This window comes from Pseudaquabacterium terrae (genome assembly GCF_013266755.1).
GTDB lineage: Bacteria > Pseudomonadota > Gammaproteobacteria > Burkholderiales > Burkholderiaceae_C > Pseudaquabacterium > Pseudaquabacterium terrae.
Genome location: NZ_JABRWJ010000009.1, coordinates 265407 through 281916 on the forward strand (window position 1 = coordinate 265407; position 16510 = coordinate 281916).

Consider the following 16510-nt stretch of genomic DNA (forward strand, 5'->3'; position numbering starts at 1 on the left):
CGGCGCGGCGATGCCCCGAGAAGCGCCGCGCAGGCCGGCCAGTTCGGCGGCGGAGCTGCGGCGGCCGAACGCCTCAGGTCTTCGGCAGGGTGACGCCGCGCTGGCCCTGGTACTTGCCCCCGCGATCCTTGTAGCTGGTCTCGCAGACCTCGTCGCTCTCGAAGAACAGCACCTGCGCGCAGCCCTCGCCGGCGTAGATCTTGGCCGGCAGCGGGGTCGTGTTGCTGAATTCGAGCGTCACGTAGCCTTCCCACTCAGGCTCGAAGGGCGTGACGTTGACGATGATCCCGCAGCGCGCATAGGTGCTCTTGCCGAGGCAGATCGTCAGCACGTTGCGCGGAATGCGGAAGTACTCGAGCGTGCGCGCCAGCGCGAAGCTGTTCGGCGGGATGATGCAGACGTCGGCCTCGATGTCGACGAAGCTCTTCTCGTCGAAGTTCTTCGGGTCGACGACGGTCGAATGGATGTTCGTGAAGACCTTGAATTCCGGCGCGCAGCGGATGTCGTAGCCGTAGCTGGAGGTGCCGTAGCTGACGATCTTGTGGCCGTCGGGCGCGTGGCGCACCTGGCCGGGCTCGAAAGGCTCGATCATGCCGTGCGCCTCGGCCATGCGGCGGATCCACTTGTCGCTCTTGATGCTCATGCCGGGCATTCTAGAAGTGCGGGGCATCCCGCATGGCGGGGGCGCAGCCGCTGTGCTGAGATGGTGCATTCATAGAGTCGGGAGTGCCGTCATGGCCGCCAGTCCATTTCGCCCAGCGACCGAGCTGCTGGTGCAGTACGCCGAGTACCACCGCGACCGCCGCAACATCGCGACTCACTTCTTCGGCATCCCGCTGATCGTCTTCGCGGTCGGCGTGCTGCTGGCGCGCGCGGAGATCGCCGGCGTCAACCTGGCATGGGTCGTCTGGGGCCTGACGACGGCCTGGTACCTGACGCGCGGCCGCCTGGTGCTCGGGCTGGCCGTCAGCGTCATCAACGGCGCGCTGATGGCGGCCGCGATCCCGCTGGCCGCCGGCTCGCTCGGCAGCTGGCTCGGCTGGGGGCTCGGCACCTTCGTGGCCGGCTGGGTCCTGCAGTTCATCGGCCACTACTACGAAGGCCGCAAGCCGGCCTTCGTCGATGACCTGGTCGGCCTGCTGGTCGGCCCGATGTTCGTCGTCGCCGAATGGCTGTTCGCCGCCGGCTGGGGCCGCGAGCTGCTGGCCGAGATCGAGCGCCGCGCCGGGCCGACGCACCTGCGCGACCTGGCCGCGCCTTTGGCGCGCTAGGTTGAAGCGCTCCGAGGGTCGCGTCGCCGCCCGCGGTGCGGTGCTCGTGATGGGCGCCGGCAGCGTCGGCTGCTGGCTCGGCGGCCGGCTGCAGGCGGCCGGTGTCGAGGTGCACTTCGTCGGCCGTGCGCGCATGCTCGACGCGCTGCGCCGGCGCGGGCTGCGGCTGACCGACATCGACGGCGGCGACCTTGCGCTGCCGCCGGCGTCGCTGGCGCTGCACGGCGAAGTGCCGGCCGGCCTGGCGCCGGCGCTGGTGCTGCTGTGCGTGAAGAGCGGCGCCACCGCCGACGCGGCGCGCGAGCTCGGCGCGCGGCTGCCGCCGGGCACGCCGCTGCTGTCGATGCAGAACGGCATCGCCAACGCGGCGCTGGCCCAGCAAGCGGCGCCGGCGCTGCGCTGCCTGCCGGGCATGGTGCCGTACAACGTCGCCGAGCTGGCGCCCGGCCATCTGCACCGCGGCACGGACGGTGCGCTGGCGGCGCAGCGCGATCCGGCGCTGGAAGCCTGGAAGCGGGTCTTCGATGCCGCCGGACTGCCCATCGAATTGCACGCCGACCTGCGTTCGGTGCAATGGGGCAAGCTGCTGCTGAACCTGAACAACGCGGTCAACGCGCTGTCGGGGCTGCCGCTGCGCGCGCAGCTGCTCGACCGCGACCTGCGCCGCTGCACCGCGGCGCTGATCGAGGAGACGCTCACCGTGCTGGCGGCGGCCGGCATCGCGCCGGCGCAGCTGTCGCCGCTGCCGCCACGCTGGATTCCGCGCGTGCTGCGCCTGCCGACGCCACTGTTTCGCATCGTCGCCGCGCGCATGCTGCGCATCGACGACAAAGCCCGCTCCAGCATGGCCGACGACCTGACGCTCGGCCGCATCACCGAGGTCGATGCGCTGCAGGGCGAGGTCGTGCGGCTGGCGCAACGACACGGCGTGGGCGCGCCGCTGAACCAGCGCATCGCGTCGCTGGTGCAGGCCTGGCCGTCGCGGCGGCAGGCGTTCGCCGGCGCCGAGTTGCGGCGTGCGCTGGAAGACGCCTGAGCTGGCCGGGATACTGTATACATCCACAGTTGATTGCCGCAGAATCGGCGCCTTTTCCGGGAGCCGACACATGACGACCAATCCCCTCCAGAACCCGACGCGCTGCGCCAGCGGGCGCTTCGCGGTGCAGATGACGTCGCTGCCGCTGCGCGAGGACGCCGCCGCGGGGCACCTCGGCCGGCTGCAGCTCGACAAGCAGTTCAGCGGCGACCTGCAGGCCAGCGGCCGCGGCGAGATGCTGACCGCCGGCACCGTCGAAGTCGGCTCCGCCGGCTACGTGGCGATCGAGCAGATCAGCGGCACGCTGCACGGCCGCCGTGGCAGCTTCGTGTTCCAGCACAGCGGCCAGATGAACCGCGGCGCGCCCTCACTGTCGATCACCGTGGTGCCCGATTCCGGCACCGACGAGCTGGTCGGCCTGGCCGGCACCTTCTCGATCGACATCGTCGACGGCCAGCACTTCTACCGCTTCGACTACGTCCTGCCCTGATCAGGGCCGGGGCAGCTCGGGCCAATCGCCGATCACGTCGGCAGCGCGCGGCTTGTCCAGCGTGCGCTGCGGGCTGCCGACCGGCGTGCCGAGCGCCACCCAGCCGACCAGCTGCTCGCCGGGCCGGCAGAACGCGGCCTGGATCGCCGGATGCCGCACCTTCGCGCCGGACAGCATCTTGCCGCCGAAGCCGAGCGCCGATGCGGCATTCAACAGGTTCGTCAGCGCCCCGCCGAGGCAGGCCCACTGCTCGTGCACCGGCACCTGCGGATGGCCCGGGTCGAGTCGTGCGATCACCGCGACGGTGACCGGCGCGCGGCGCGCACGCTCGGCGTCCAGCGCGGCGCCGGCGGCGTCCTTGCCGGCATCGAGCGCTGACTGCTGGAACAGCGCCGCGAGCCGCTCGCGCGCCGTGCCGCGCACGACGGCGAAGCGGAACGGCACCAGCCCGGCATGGTCGGGCGCGCGCAGCGCGGCCTCGGCCATCGCCGCCAGCTGCGCGTCGTCGGGCCCGGGCTCGGCGAGGTGCTTGATGCCGACCGACTGGCGCGTGCGCAGCAAGTCGAGCATCAACTGGCCGCTCGCGTCAGAGTGGATCACCGAAGGGCTCATCGGTGCCCGCCCGGCCGTCCGAAGGGCACCGAGCGCCCCTCGGGGGCCGCGAACGAAGTGAGCTGGGGGCTGACCATCATCAACTGTAGCGCCCGCGGTGCGCCACTCGCGGCGGCGGTCGTATGCTGGCGCCAATGGCTTCCCTCGACCCCCTGCCCCGGCTGACGCAGGCCAGCACGGCGCTGACGCGTGCGATTCAGATCGTCGACGAGTTCGGCGAGCATCGCGCGATCGCCATCCCGGCCGAGCGGCCGCTGACGGTCTTCGTCGACAAGCGCGAGCTGGTGACGCTGATGACGCTCGGCGCGTCACCCGAGCTGCTGGTGCTCGGCTACCTGCTGAACCAGCGCCTGATCGAGACGGTGCAGCAGGTCGAGTCGGTGACGGTGGACTGGGAGGTGGCCGCCGCCGCGGTCAGGACACGCGCCGGCATCGCCGACATCGCCGCACGCACCGCGCGGCGCGTGGTGACGACCGGCTGCGGCCAGGGCACGGTGTTCGGCGACCTGCTGGCGCAGCTGGGCACGCTGCAGCTGCCGGATGCCGGCGTGGCCCGCATCCGCCAGAGCACCTTGACCGCCTTGCTCGACGTCATGCGCCAGCAGGACAGCATTCACCGCAAGGCCGGTTCGGTGCACGGCTGCGCGCTGTTCTGCGGCACGCGGCTGCTGATGTTCGTCGAGGACGTCGGCCGCCACAACGCGATCGACACGATCGCCGGCTGGATGGCGATGCACGGCATCGGCGGCGCCGACAAGCTGTTCTACACGACCGGCCGGCTGACCAGCGAGATGGTGATGAAGGCCGCGCAGATGGGCGTGCCGATCATCGTCTCGCGCAACGGCGTCACCGCGATGGGCCACGAGCTGGCGACACAGCTCGGCATGACGCTGTTCGGCCGCGCCGCGAACCGGCATTTCCTGTGCTACACGGGCTTCGAGCGCTTCGACTCGGAGCCCGAGCCCCCGCGCGGCGCACTGCGCGAGCTGGCCGGCTGAGGCCGTCCGATTCCGCTCGCCGGCTCAGGCCACGATCACTGGAACGCCCAGCTGGCGCCAATGACCAGCACGACCAGCAGCACGATGAACGGCCCCCACAGCGCGGTGGCCTGCGCGGTGCTGCGCATCGCCTCGCCGCCGGAGGCCAGCACGCCGCGCCGCACACGCCCTTTTTCCCCGGGGTAGCGCCGATAACGTTGCGTGCGCTGTTCCCAGTCGGCCACGTCGAGGTACGGCCGGCGATGCGCGCTGTAGACGCGTGCCCCGAGCCGGTCAGCCAGCACGAACAACACGGCCACGAGCCGCGCGTTGGCATGGTGCGCCGAGATGTAGCCGTCGTTCCATGCCAGCCCCCGGCGCTGGCTGCCGCGCAGCATCGCGCGCACCGGACCCCCGCCGTGCACATGGTGCACTTCGAGTTCCGGCAAGGTGACCACGGCGTCGTGCCACTCGTCCGCAGTGATCGGGGTTTCGCGCCAGCCGCTGCGCGCCACGTAGACCCGGAGTCCCATTCAATCCATCCCCCGGCACCGGGGTTTCCTTTTGTTACGGCAATGTGGCCTGCGATCCATCGAGCGTCAAGCCCGCAGGCGCAGGGGGCAGGCCCCGTGCCTGCGGAGGCGCGGACAATGCACGGCCCAAGGGCCGCTTCGCCTGTCGCGAGCTTATCGGCAGCGGCGCCGCAAACTGAATACCGGGGAATCCCGCATGAGAGCTGTTGCCGGACCGCTGGGCACGCTGCTGCTGGTGGCCGTCGTCGTCTACGCCGCACTGTGCCTGCTGATGTTCCTGATGCAGCGCTCGCTGCTGTACTACCCGACGCCGCCGTCGGCGGCCCCGCAGGCGCGCTTGCAGGCCAACGGCATCGAGCTGCGCTTTGCCGAGCGGCCGCGCGCCGGCCCACGGGCGCTTCTGTATTTCGGCGGCAATGCCGAAGACCCGTCGCACAGCCTGCCCGAGCTGGCCGCTGCCTTCCCGGACGATGCGATCTACGCGCTGCACTACCGCGGCTACGCCGGCAGCCCCGGCACGCCGAGCGAAGCCGCGCTGCATGCCGATGCGCAGGCACTGTTCGACGCGCTGCAGCGCCGCCACGCGCAGATCACGCTGATCGGCCGCAGCCTCGGCAGCGGGCTCGCGCTGCGGCTGGCGGCCGAGCGGCCGGTCGAGCGTGTCGTGCTGGTGACGCCGTACGACAGCATCAGTGCGATCGCCGCGCGCCACTATCCGTGGCTGCCGGTGCGCTGGCTGTTGCAGGACCGCTACGAAGCCTGGCGCGACGCACCGCGCGTGAAGGCGCCGACGCTGCTGCTGCTGGCCAGCGACGACACGCTGATCCCGCGCCAGCACGGCGAAGCGCTGTCGCGGCACTTCGCGCCCGGCATCGCCACGGTGCGCGTGCTCGCCGGCACCGACCACGACAGCATCGGAGCCGACCCCGCGTACTGGCGGGCGCTGCAGTCGCGCGGTGAGTGAGACATCACCGCAACCGGCGCTGCTGCTGCAGACGTTGACGCGCGGCGACGGCCTCCTCGGCCTGCGCCCCTGCGGCCCGGTGGTGCCGCCGGCGCGCACGCCGCTGTTCGGCGCGCGCGGCCCGCAGCTGACGCTGGCGCGGCTGCAGTGGTTCGTGCCCGGCACGCAGCAGCGCAGCGCGCCGCCGGCGCATGCCACGCAGGCCGCGGCGATCGAACGACTGCAGACCAGCGGCCTGCGCCCACTGCCGGCCGACGCGCTGCAATGGCGCGGGCCGGCGCCGGACGGCTTTGCCGACGGCGCACTGTGGTCGCTGGTGCAGGAAGCCGCGTTCGGTGACTGGTGGGCCGACCAGTTGCCGGCGCTGCAGCGAGACGGCTGGGCGATCGTCGTGCTGCCCGGCTTTGCGCATCAGAGCACGCCGGTCGAGGCCTGGCGGCTGGTGCTCGATCCGCTCGACGTGGGCGGCCCGGAAGGCCGGGCCGTCGCCGCCCCGCTGGCCGCAGCGGCGCCGCGGCTCAAATCGCTGAAGCCCGACGGCTCGTGGATGCTCGGGCTGGGCATCGTCGTCGAGGGCCAGACCCTGGACCTGATCCCGATGCTGACCCAGCTGATCGCCAAGGACCGCCGCTGGCTCGATGCCGAACAGATCGACGAGATCGAGGACCACGCGATCATCCGGCTGCGTGCGCCGGGCGGCCGGCGCATCGATGCGCCGGCGGCACCGCTGAAGGCCATCGCGCGCACGATGCTCGACCTGCTGGGGCCGCGCGCGCCGATCGACGGCCGCCTGGTGCTGGCGCGCTGGGAGGCGCGCCGGCTCGAAGCGCTGCGGGTGCAGCTGCGCGCGCCCGGCTGGGCACTGCGCGGCGAGGCCGGGCTGCGGCAGCTGGCCGCGGCGCTGGCCGAGGCCGGGCCACCGGCGCCGGTCGCGCCGCCGGCGGGCTTGGGCATCACGCTGCGCGGCTACCAGCATGCGGGCCTCGCCTGGCTGCAGCAGCTGCGCGCGCAAGGCCTGGGCGGCATCCTGGCCGACGACATGGGCCTGGGCAAGACCGCACAGGCGCTCGCCCACCTGCTGCTGGAGAAGCACGCCGGCCGGCTCGACCGGCCGGCGCTGGTCGTCGCGCCGGCGTCGCTGCTGTTCAACTGGCAGGCCGAATGCGCCCGTGTCGCGCCCGCGCTGCGGCTGCTGGTCTTGCAAGGCCCCCAACGCACGAAAGACGCGGCCATGCTCGCCGCGCACGACGTCGTGCTGGTCTCGTACCCGCTGCTGTGGCGCGACGCCGGCCATCTGCGCCGCCAGCCGTGGCACGCGGTGATCCTCGACGAAGCGCAGACGGTGAAGAACGCCGGCAGCCGCACCGCCACCGCGGCGCGCCGGCTCGACGCGCGGCACCGACTGTGCCTGACCGGCACGCCGGTCGAGAACCACCTCGGCGAGCTGTGGGCGCAGTTCCACTTCCTGATGCCGGGCTTCCTCGGCGATGCGCGCGAGTTCGCGCGGCGCTGGCGCACGCCGATCGAGAAGAACGGCGAGACGCTGCGCGCACGGCTGCTGGCGCAGCGCATCGCGCCGTTCCTGCTGCGGCGGCGCAAGGACGAGGTCGCGCCGGAGCTGCCGCCGCTGACCGAGCAGGTGCACCGCGTGCGGCTCGACGGCGCGCAGCGCCTGCTCTACGAAAGCGTGCGCGCCGCCGCGAACGACGAGCTCGAGCGGCTGCTGCAGCGCATCGGCTTCCAGCACGCGCGGCTGTCGATCCTCGATGCGCTGCTGAAGCTGCGCCAGGTCTGCAATGACCCGCGTCTCTTGCGCGGTAGCGTGGCAGCGCCCGCCGACGCCGGCAGCGCCAAGCTCGACTGGCTGCGCACGATGCTGCCGGCGCTGGTCGATGACGGCCGCCGCGTGCTGCTGTTCTCGCAGTTCACGCGCATGCTCAGGCTGATCGAGGCCGAGCTCGACGCGGCGCAGCTGCCGTGGCTGGCACTGACCGGCGCGACGCCGCCCGACCAGCGCGGCGCCATCGTGCAGCGCTTCCAGTCCGGCACGGTGCCGCTGCTGCTGCTGTCGCTGAAGGCCGGCGGCGTCGGCCTGAACCTGACCGCGGCCGACACGGTGATCCACATCGACCCGTGGTGGAACCCCGCCGTCGAAGACCAGGCCAGCGCGCGCGCCCACCGCATTGGGCAGGACAAGCCGGTGCTGGTCTACAAGCTCATCGTTGCCGGCAGCATCGAGGAGCGCATGCGCGCGCTGCAATCGCGCAAGCGCGTGCTGGCCGACAGCGTGCTGGGCGGCGCTGCCGGCGAGCAGGCCCTGCCCTTCGACGAGGCCGAGCTGCGCGGGCTGATGAGTCCGCTGGACGATGACTTTCCGAGCCAGCCCCTGACGTGACCTCCACCCCGATTCGCACCGTGCTGCCGCTGGCGGCGCTGACCGGCACGAGCATGCTGGCGATGGACCTCTTTCTGCCGGCGGTGCCGGCGCTGCAGGCCTCGCTGGGCATCGACATCGAGCGCGCGCAGGCCAGCGTCGCGGTCTTCCTCGGCGGGCTGGCCGCGTCGCAGCTGGCGTGGGGCGAGGCGCTCAACCGCATCGGTCCGCGCCGCTGCGTGCTGATCGGCATCACGGTCCTGGTGCTGGCGAGCGTCGGCTGCGCGCTGGCGCCGGGCATCGAATGGCTGCTGTTGATGCGCCTGCTGCAAGGCTTCGCAGCCGGCGCGGCAACCGTCGTCGCGCCGAGTGTCGTGAGCACCAGCCTGTCCGATGCGGACGCGGTGCGCGGCATGGCAACGATCGCCTCGATCGAAGCCATTGTTCCGGCGGCTGGGCCGGTACTCGGCACGGCGCTGCTGGCTTGGACCGACTGGCGCGGCACGTTCTGGGTGCTTGCGGCGGTGAGCGCGCTGGCGCTGCCCTTCGTCGTGCGCATCGCCCCGATCGAGCTGCCGGGCCTCGATCGCACGGTGCCTGCGCGTTATGCCGACATCCTCGGGAACCGGCGCTACCTGCGGCTGGCGCTGTCGCATGCGCTGTGCATCGGCGCGTTGCTGAGCTTCGTCGCCAGCGCGCCGCAAATGCTGGCGCGCGGCTTCGGTCTCGGGCCTTCGGCATTCGCCGTGCTGCAGGTGTTCGGCGTCGGCAGCTTCATGCTGGCGGCCAGCCAGTCGGGGCGGATCAGTCAGCGGCTGGGGCCGATGCGGGCGGTGCGCTTCGGTGCGGTGGCGCATGCGGTGCTGTGTGCGGCGCTGTTGGGCGCCGCGTTGCTGCAGGTCCTGTCGTTTGTTGGGCTCGTGGTGTTCTGGTGCGCGTTCTGCGCCATCCTCGCCATGCGGGGGCCTGCTGCCTTCGGTCTGGCGCTGCAGCTGCCGCCGTCGCAAATGGGCCGTGCGTCGGCGCTGATGGTGTTGGCACTGCTGCTCGTCGGCGCCATCGCGACGCAGGCCGTCGCCCCGTTCATCGCCCAGCCCTCGGCCGTGCCGGTCGCGCTGATGATGCTGATTGCCAGCGCGGTGAGTCTCGGGCTGCTGATCCCACCGACCCGCGCTACGCCGACCTGACGGCCGCCGCCCGCTTCAACGCGGCGCGAGCAGCGCGCCGAGCCGGTCCTCGCGGCCGGCGATCCGTTCGAGCTTCGGGTAGCGCAGGCCGCCGCGCCAATCGATGCGCACTTGGCGGAACAACGCGCCTTCGCGCACCAGCAGCTCGATCGGCGCCTCGCCCTGGCGGTTCGCGGTGATCGCCTGCTTGAGCTCGTCGGCACCGTAGGCGCGCATGTTGACGGCTACCAGCCGCGCCGCCGGCGACAGGCCGGCGCGGTACGCGGGACTGTCCCACACCACCTCGTCGAGCTTGCCCTCGGCGCCGATGCGCAGGCCCAGCGAATCGTTGAGGTCGACGTGCTTGCCATTGCTTTCGCCGGCCTTGAAGTTCTCGCTCGGCACGTCGCTGAACACCAGGCGCCAGCCGGCGCGCGCCAGCGCCTCGGCCGGCGTGCCGGTGCGGTGGCCGTCGAGCCGTTCGCGCAGCCAGCGCGCCCAGTCCTGCGCATGCACGGCATTCAGCGCCGCGACGACGTCGTCGAAGCGATACGGCTTCGGCTCGATGCGGCCGTCGTCGCCGCCGAAGAAGTTGCGCGCGAAGTCGTCGAGCGAGCGCCGGCCGGCGGTGGCATCGCGGATCAGCGCGTCGGCCTCGAGCCAGACGAAGACCGACTCATGGTAGTAGTCGCTGCTGGTGCGCTGCATGCTCTGCCACTCGCGGTGGCTGCGGCCCATCACGTTGTCGTTGGTCGTGTCCTGCAGGCTGCGCCAGCCGCGTCCGCTGCGCCGTTCGAGCATCGCCGCCGTCTGCGCCAGGCCGTCGCGCGTCAGCTCGGCGTTCACCAGGCCGCTGCGCGCGGCGAGCACGCGGCCCCAGAACTCGGTCTGGCCCTCGTAGAGCCAGAGCAGCGAGTTCTGCATCGGCACGTTGTAGTGCGGCGTCAGCAGGTCGGCCGGGCGCCGGTACTTGCCGTTCCACGAATGCACGTATTCGTGCGGCAGCAGCGCGCGCGAACCGGCGCTCTTGTCCCAGGCCTCGAAGTACTTGGGGCCGACGGCGTTCTCGCTGCTCTCGTGGTGTTCCAGGCCGATGCGGCCGAGCTCGTCGGACAACGCGAGCAGGAAGTCGTACTTGGCGAAGTGGCGCGCGCCGAACAGCCGATCGGCCTGCTGCACCAGGCGCCGGTGGGCGTCGATCTGCGCCTCGCTGGCCTTCAGCTGCTCGGGCTGGTCGGCCAGCAGATGCAGCGCGACGGGGCGCTTCGAGCCGGGCGCATCGAGCTCGAAGCGGCGCAGGTGGCGGCCGGCGAAGACCGGGGAGTCGACCAGCGTTTCCAGCGACACCGGCTGGAAGCGCACGGCCGAGCCCTCGGCGAGCTCGGAGCTGTGCTCAGCGCGCAGCGCGCTGCCGTGCTGCCAGCCCGGCGGCAGCACCATGCTGGCCTGCACGCTGATGCGCCGCGCCGGGTGGCCGGCCGGGTACAGCAGCAGGTTGTTCCACTGCAGGTTCAGCATCTGCCGGGTCGCGACGACGCGGCCCTGGTCCGACACCGACGATAGATAGGCGAATTCCAGCACCAGCTCGTCGGCGCCCTCGGGCACGGTGACGAGGAAGGCGTGGCCGTCGAGCGGGTCGCGGGTCCAGGCCAGCGGCTGGCCGGCGGCCTGCAAGGTCAGGCCGGACAGCCGCGTCACATCGCCGCTAGGTCCGTGCGTGCCCGGCAGCCAGCGCGCGAAGAACAGCTTCAGCGGCCCGGGCTTGACGGGCAGGCGCTGGCGCACGCGAAACACGCGGTGGTCGAGATCGGTCGCATCGACCTCGATTCGCAGCAAGCCCGGATAAGGCTCGTCGCGCACGCTGTCCTGAGCCGTCGCGGGGGTGGTATGCAAGGCCAGCGCGAGGCCGGCGATGGTGATCAGTCGAAGCAAGGGTGCAGGCATGTTCTCAGTTGGAAATCGTGGCGCCGCGCTGCTCGAATTGCAGGCGCAGCACCGAGCGGTGGCAACGCGCTTCGTTCTCGCAATAGCAGCCGACGGCGAAGGCCGCCGTGTGCGACAGCGCGGCCAGCAGGTCCAGCAGGTGCGCGGCGTCCGGTTCCTTCAGCTGCGCAGCGAAGCGGCGTGCAAACGTGGCCCACTGCGCCTCGGTCTCCGCCCCCTGGCCGAGCTTCAACAGCTCGTCGGTCGGCGCCAGCGCCGGCAGCCAGACATCGTAGAAGTCGCGGATCGCGAACTCGGCCTTCGGCACGCCGCGCGGCGGGCGGCGCACGGTGCCGATGCGCAGGCCTTCGTCGGGCGCGCGGGGTGTGCCCAGGCGCACGATGCGCAGGCTCATGCAGCCCCCTTGGCGCTGCGCGCCGTCCCCCCGAGGGGGAATTCGCCCTTCGGGCGGCCGTGCGGGCTCATGGTCCGCTCGCCTCGGTCGTCACGCCGCCGCCATAACCGATGTCATCCAGCGCCGGACCGCCGGGCGACAAACGCACCGCGCAGTACTTGACCTCGGCGATCTTGCCGAAGGGATCGAGCGCGTCGTTGGTCAGCAGGTTGGCGGCGGCCTCGGCGAAGGCGAAGGGGATGAAGACGGTGCCGAGCGGCGTGCCGTCGTCGCGCCGGGCATGCAGCGTGACGCGGCCGCGGCGTGATTCCACCGTCAGCAGGCCGTCCGGCGCCACGCCGAGCCGCTGCAGGTCGATCCCGTGCAGGCTGGCGACCGGCAGCGGCTCGATCGCGTCGAGCACGTCGGCGCGCCGCGTCATGCTGCCGGTGTGCCAGTGCTCGAGCTGGCGGCCGGTGATCAGCACGAACGGGTAGTCGTCGTCAGGCCGCTCGTCGGCCGGCACGATGTCCGCCGGCACCAGGCGGATGCGACCGTCGGCCGTCGGCACGCGATCGATGAAGACGATGGGCTGGCCCGGATCGTCCTCGCTCAGGCACGGGTAGGTCACGCTGTGCTCACGCTGCAGCCGCTCCCACGAGATGCCGGCGATCGACGCATGCATCGCCTGGCGCATCTCCTCGTAGACCGCGGCGACGCCGGCGTCGTCGCCCTCGTAGCGCCAATCGAGCCCCATGCGGCGCGCGAGTTGCTGCACGATCCACAGGTCGAGCCGGGCATCGCCCGGCAGCGGCAGCGCGCGGCGGCCGAGCTGCACCATGCGATCGGTGTTGGTCACCGTGCCGGTCTTCTCGGGCCAGCCGGACGCCGGCAGCACGACGTCGGCAAGCCACGCGGTCTCGGTCAGGAACAGGTCCTGCACGACCAGGTGTTCCAACGCCGCCAGGCCGGCGCGCGCGTGGTTCAGGTCCGGGTCGCTCATCGCCGGGTTCTCGCCGAGGATGTACATGCCGCGGATCTTGTGCGAATCGTCGTCCGGCGCCAGCGCCTTGTGCATGATCTCGACGACGGTGTAGCCGGGCGTCGGATCGAGCGGCGTGCCCCAGAACCGTTCGAACCAGGCGTGCGCGTCGGCGTTGTCGACGCGCTGGTAGTTCGGGAACATCATCGGGATCAGGCCGGCGTCGCTGGCGCCCTGCACGTTGTTCTGGCCGCGCAGCGGATGCAGCCCGCTGCCGGGCTTGCCGATCTGGCCGCTCACTGCCACCAGCGAGATCAGGCAGCGGGCGTTGTCGGTGCCGTGCACATGCTGGCTGATGCCCATGCCCCACAGCACCATCGCCGCGCGGGCGGTGGCGAAGGCGCGCGCCACCTCGCGGATGGTCTCGGCCGGGATGCCGCACAGCGGCGCCATGCGCTCGGGAGAATAGTCCGCGACATGAGCGGCCAGCGCCTCGTAGTTCGCGGTGCGCTCGCGCACGAAGTCCTGGTCCGCGAGGCCTTCGTGGATCACCGTGTGGATCAGTGCATTGAGCAGCGCGACGTCGGCATCGGCCTTGAATTGCAGCGTGCGCCACGCGTGACGCGACAGCTCGGTGCGCCGCGGGTCGGCCAGCACGATCTTCGTGCCGCGCGCGGCGGCGTTCTTCATCCAGGTCGCGGCGACCGGATGGTTCGAGCTCGGGTTCGCGCCGATCACCAGGATCAGCTCGGCATGCTGCACGTCGTTGACCGGGTTGCTGACTGCCCCCGAGCCGACACCTTCGAGCAGCGCCGCGACGCTCGAGGCGTGGCACAGCCGCGTGCAGTGGTCGACGTTGTTGCTGCCGAAGCCCGTGCGCACGAGCTTCTGGAACAGGTAGGCCTCCTCGTTGCTGCCCTTGGCCGAGCCGAAGCCGGCGAGCGACTTCGGCCCTTTGGTGTCGCGCAGCCGTTTCAGCCCGCCGGCAGCGAGATCCAGCGCCTCGTCCCAGCTGGCCTCGCGGAAAACCTCGAACCACTGCTCGGGCTTCAGCCCGCTGAGCGCCTTCGGCACGCCCGGCTTGCGGATCAGCGGCCTGGTCAGCCGCTGGCGGTGGTGCACGTAGTCGAAACCGAAGCGGCCCTTGACGCACAGCCGCCCGCGGTTCGCCGGCCCGTCGCGGCCCTGCACCGCGACGATGCGGTCATCCTTCACCTGGTAGCTGATCAGGCAGCCGACGCCGCAGTACGGGCAGACCGAATCCACCTCGCGGTCGACGCTGCGGTCGCCGATGAAGGTCTTCGCGCTCAGCGCGCCGGTCGGGCAGGCCTGCACGCACTCGCCGCAGGCGACGCAGGAGCTTTCGCCCATGCCGTCGGCGAGGTCGAAGACGATGGCCGAATGGGCGCCGCGCTGCGCGTAGCCGATGACGTCGTTGACCTGCGTCTCGCGGCAGGCGCGCACGCAGCGCGTGCACTGGATGCAGGCATCGAGGTTGACGGCCATCGCCGGGTGGCTGAGGTCGGCCGGCGGCTGCTCACGGCGCAGCGCGGTGAGCGCCGGCCGCGCCATGACGCCGAGCTGCGCGGCCCAGTCGCTCAACTCGCCGTGCGGGCGTGCGGCGTCGCCGTCGACCCATTGGTAGCCCTGCTCCGGCATGTCGGCGAGCAGCAGTTCCAGCACCATCTTCTGGCTGCGCTGTGCCCGCTCACTTTGCGTGTCAACGATCATGCCGGGCTGCACCGCGCGGCAGCAGGAGGGCGCCAGCGCACGCTCGCCTTGCACCTCGACGACGCAGGCGCGGCAGTTGCCGTCGGCGCGCAGGCCTTCGGCGTAACACAGGCGCGGGATCGCCACGCCGTGGCGCTCGGCGGCGTGCAGGATCGATTCGCCGGGATGCGCGTCGCAGGCGGCGCCGTTGAGCGTGAAGCTCGTCCCCATCACTTGACCTCGTCCGGAAAGTAGCGCTGCACGCAGCGCACGACGTTGGGCGCCGCCTGGCCGAGGCCACAGATCGATGCGTCGGCCATCACCTGGGACAGGTCGTCGAGCGTGGCCTGGTCCCAGTGCGGCGCCGTCATCAATCGCGCCGCCTTGTCGGTGCCGACGCGGCACGGCGTGCACTGGCCGCAGCTCTCGTCGGCGAAGAAGCGCATCGCGTTCAGCGCGGCATCGCGCGCGCGGTCGACCTGCGACAGCACCGTCACCGCGGCCGAGCCGATGAACGAGCCGTGCGGCTGCAGCGTGTCGAAGTCCAGCGGCACGTCGGCCAGCGTTGCCGGCAGGATGCCGCCCGAGGCGCCGCCCGGCAGGTAACCGTACAGCGTATGGCCCTCGGCCATGCCGCCGCAGTACTCGTCGACCAGCTCGCGCAGCGTGATGCCGGCCGGCGCCAGCTTCAGGCCTGGCAAGCGCACGCGGCCGCTGACCGAGAACGAGCGCAGCCCTGTGCGGCCATGACGGCCGAAGGACGTGTGCCAGGCGGCGCCGCGCAGGGCGATGTCGCGCACCCAGTACAGCGTCTCGAAGTTGTGCTCCAGCGTGGGCCGCCCGAACAGGCCGACTTCGGCGATGTACGGCGGCCGCAGCCGCGGCTCCCCGCGCTTGCCCTCGATGCTTTCGATCATCGCGGACTCCTCGCCGCAGATGTAGGCGCCGGCGCCGCGGCGCAGCTCGAAACGCGGCAGCGGGCACGGCGGGTCGGCCTGCAGCCGCGCGAGCTCACGCTCGAGCAGCGCGCGGCAGCCGTGGTATTCGTCGCGCAGGTAGAGGTACACCGCCTCGGTGCCGACGACCTGCGCGGCGATCAGCACGCCTTCGAGGAAGCGGTGCGGGTCGCGCTCGAGGTAGCTGCGATCCTTGAAGGTGCCGGGCTCGCCCTCGTCGATGTTGACGGCCATCAGGCGCGGCGCCGGATAAGCGCGCACGATGCGCCACTTGCGCCCGGCCGGGAAGCCGGCGCCGCCCAGGCCGCGCAGGCCGGCATCGTCGAGGGCTTGGATCAGGTCGTCGGCGCTGCGCTCGCCGCCGGCCACCGCGGCGGCGAGGCGGTAACCACCTTGCGCGCGGTAGGCGTCGTAGCCGACATACGCCGGCGCGATGCCGCCATCGGGCGGCGTCAATGCGGCCGGCGCCGCCGCCGCGGGATCGAACACCGCACGGTCGTCGGCCAGCGGATGGGTGTGCTCGCCGGCGGCGAGCGCGGCTTCGACCGCACCCGGCGTCGCCTGCGGCAGCGGCCGCTGCCCGAGCACCGCAACCGGCGCCTGCTCGCAGCGTCCGACGCACGGCGCAGCGCGCAGCCGCACATCCGCGCCGATCACGGCCGCCACGCCCTCATGCAGCGCGGCCGCACCGGCCATCGTGCAGGCCAGGCCATCGCAGACCCGCAGCGTGACCCGCGGCGCCGGCGTGTCGTCGCTGGCCACGTCGAAATGGTGATAGAAGCTCGCGACCTCGTAGACCTCGACGACCGACAGCCGCATCTGCGCCGCCAGCGCGACCAGGTGGCGCTCGTACAGCAGCCCCCAGCGGTCATTCAGCAGGTGCAGCAGCTCGATCAGCCGGTCGCGCGGATGCGGCCCCGGGCCGATCAGTGCACGTACGTCGGCGACGGCGATGGCCTCGGGCTGGCGGCCCTTCAGCCGTCCGGGGCCGCGGCGGCGCCGGTCATCGGCCGCAGGTGCTGCAACGGGTGGCGAAGCGGGATCGGGTGTCATCGTCCGGGGCAGTCGGTCGCGTGGTCGTCACTCGGGATTGTGCGTCGGCGGTCACCGCCCGCAGCGCGC

At 71.9% G+C, this 16510-nt stretch carries 14 protein-coding genes; 7 read left to right on the forward strand and 7 right to left on the reverse strand.

What is annotated here, in order from left to right:
* Positions 1-73 precede the first annotated feature (73 nt).
* Complete coding sequence (gene dcd, locus HLB44_RS27945) at positions 74-643, reverse strand: dCTP deaminase (RefSeq protein WP_173130770.1); 570 nt, start codon at positions 641-643, stop codon at positions 74-76.
* A 91-nt stretch (positions 644-734) separates the two neighbouring features.
* On the opposite strand from dcd, the gene HLB44_RS27950 reads away from it, so the two are divergent.
* The 3 genes from HLB44_RS27950 (at position 735) to HLB44_RS27960 (ending at position 2797) form a co-directional block, all read left to right on the forward strand.
* Positions 735-1271 carry an Mpo1 family 2-hydroxy fatty acid dioxygenase gene (locus HLB44_RS27950; RefSeq protein ID WP_173130773.1) on the forward strand — a complete coding sequence of 179 codons (537 nt, stop codon included), beginning with the start codon at positions 735-737 and terminating at the stop codon, positions 1269-1271.
* A gap of 1 nt (position 1272) precedes the next feature.
* Positions 1273-2307 carry a 2-dehydropantoate 2-reductase gene (locus HLB44_RS27955; RefSeq protein WP_425500870.1) on the forward strand — a complete coding sequence of 345 codons (1035 nt, stop codon included), beginning with the start codon at positions 1273-1275 and terminating at the stop codon, positions 2305-2307.
* 70 nt (positions 2308-2377) lie between these two features.
* A complete protein-coding gene (locus tag HLB44_RS27960; protein ID WP_173130776.1) occupies positions 2378-2797 on the forward strand; it encodes a DUF3224 domain-containing protein in 420 nt (139 codons plus the stop codon).
* Here the strand turns inward: HLB44_RS27960 and HLB44_RS27965 are convergent, their stop codons facing one another.
* Positions 2798-3397 carry a nitroreductase family protein gene (locus tag HLB44_RS27965; protein WP_343051597.1) on the reverse strand — a complete coding sequence of 200 codons (600 nt, stop codon included), beginning with the start codon at positions 3395-3397 and terminating at the stop codon, positions 2798-2800.
* 146 nt (positions 3398-3543) lie between these two features.
* Between HLB44_RS27965 and HLB44_RS27970 the strand changes: the two genes are divergently transcribed.
* A complete protein-coding gene (locus HLB44_RS27970) occupies positions 3544-4407 on the forward strand; it encodes a formate dehydrogenase accessory sulfurtransferase FdhD (protein WP_173130779.1) in 864 nt (287 codons plus the stop codon).
* A gap of 35 nt (positions 4408-4442) precedes the next feature.
* Here the strand turns inward: HLB44_RS27970 and HLB44_RS27975 are convergent, their stop codons facing one another.
* Positions 4443-4919 carry a hypothetical protein gene (locus HLB44_RS27975; protein ID WP_173130782.1) on the reverse strand — a complete coding sequence of 159 codons (477 nt, stop codon included), beginning with the start codon at positions 4917-4919 and terminating at the stop codon, positions 4443-4445.
* A gap of 196 nt (positions 4920-5115) precedes the next feature.
* Here HLB44_RS27975 and HLB44_RS27980 point away from each other — a divergent pair, with 196 nt between their 5' ends.
* The 3 genes from HLB44_RS27980 to HLB44_RS27990 are packed head-to-tail and all read left to right on the forward strand — an operon-like array spanning position 5116 to position 9444.
* Positions 5116-5883: an alpha/beta hydrolase gene (locus tag HLB44_RS27980; protein WP_173130785.1), complete on the forward strand. Its 768-nt coding sequence runs from the start codon at positions 5116-5118 to the stop codon at positions 5881-5883.
* Positions 5876-8278: an SNF2-related protein gene (locus HLB44_RS27985; protein ID WP_173130788.1), complete on the forward strand. Its 2403-nt coding sequence runs from the start codon at positions 5876-5878 to the stop codon at positions 8276-8278. The genes HLB44_RS27980 and HLB44_RS27985 overlap by 8 nt, the downstream gene beginning before the upstream one ends.
* Positions 8275-9444 carry an MFS transporter gene (locus HLB44_RS27990; protein WP_173130791.1) on the forward strand — a complete coding sequence of 390 codons (1170 nt, stop codon included), beginning with the start codon at positions 8275-8277 and terminating at the stop codon, positions 9442-9444. Before HLB44_RS27985 ends, HLB44_RS27990 begins: the two co-directional genes overlap by 4 nt.
* A 15-nt stretch (positions 9445-9459) precedes the next feature.
* Here the strand turns inward: HLB44_RS27990 and HLB44_RS27995 are convergent, their stop codons facing one another.
* The 4 genes from HLB44_RS27995 to HLB44_RS28010 all read right to left on the reverse strand — a co-directional run bounded on the left by HLB44_RS27995 (position 9460) and on the right by HLB44_RS28010 (position 16441).
* A complete protein-coding gene (locus HLB44_RS27995) occupies positions 9460-11367 on the reverse strand; it encodes a M61 family metallopeptidase (protein ID WP_173130794.1) in 1908 nt (635 codons plus the stop codon).
* A 4-nt stretch (positions 11368-11371) separates the two neighbouring features.
* Positions 11372-11761, reverse strand: coding sequence for a DUF488 domain-containing protein (locus tag HLB44_RS28000; protein ID WP_173130798.1), 390 nt, complete (start codon positions 11759-11761; stop codon positions 11372-11374).
* A gap of 67 nt (positions 11762-11828) precedes the next feature.
* Positions 11829-14663: a formate dehydrogenase subunit alpha gene (gene fdhF / locus HLB44_RS28005; RefSeq protein ID WP_173130801.1), complete on the reverse strand. Its 2835-nt coding sequence runs from the start codon at positions 14661-14663 to the stop codon at positions 11829-11831.
* On the reverse strand, positions 14663-16441 hold the full coding sequence (locus tag HLB44_RS28010) for an NADH-ubiquinone oxidoreductase-F iron-sulfur binding region domain-containing protein (protein ID WP_173130804.1): 1779 nt from the start codon (positions 16439-16441) through the stop codon (positions 14663-14665). Before HLB44_RS28010 ends, fdhF begins: the two co-directional genes overlap by 1 nt.
* Positions 16442-16510 lie beyond the last annotated feature (69 nt).

Excerpts from the sequence above, each read along its gene's own strand:
- HLB44_RS27980 (WP_173130785.1), top strand. The coding sequence starts at position 5,116 with ATGAGAGCTGTTGCCGGACCGCTGGGCACGCTGCTGCTGGTGGCCGTC.
- HLB44_RS28010 (WP_173130804.1), bottom strand. The coding sequence starts at position 16,441 with ATGACACCCGATCCCGCTTCGCCACCCGTTGCAGCACCTGCGGCCGAT.
- HLB44_RS27995 (WP_173130794.1), bottom strand. The coding sequence starts at position 11,367 with ATGCCTGCACCCTTGCTTCGACTGATCACCATCGCCGGCCTCGCGCTG.
- dcd (WP_173130770.1), bottom strand. The coding sequence starts at position 643 with ATGAGCATCAAGAGCGACAAGTGGATCCGCCGCATGGCCGAGGCGCAC.
- fdhF (WP_173130801.1), bottom strand. The coding sequence starts at position 14,663 with ATGGGGACGAGCTTCACGCTCAACGGCGCCGCCTGCGACGCGCATCCC.
- HLB44_RS28000 (WP_173130798.1), bottom strand. The coding sequence starts at position 11,761 with ATGAGCCTGCGCATCGTGCGCCTGGGCACACCCCGCGCGCCCGACGAA.
- HLB44_RS27960 (WP_173130776.1), top strand. The coding sequence starts at position 2,378 with ATGACGACCAATCCCCTCCAGAACCCGACGCGCTGCGCCAGCGGGCGC.
- HLB44_RS27975 (WP_173130782.1), bottom strand. The coding sequence starts at position 4,919 with ATGGGACTCCGGGTCTACGTGGCGCGCAGCGGCTGGCGCGAAACCCCG.
- HLB44_RS27950 (WP_173130773.1), top strand. The coding sequence starts at position 735 with ATGGCCGCCAGTCCATTTCGCCCAGCGACCGAGCTGCTGGTGCAGTAC.
- HLB44_RS27970 (WP_173130779.1), top strand. The coding sequence starts at position 3,544 with ATGGCTTCCCTCGACCCCCTGCCCCGGCTGACGCAGGCCAGCACGGCG.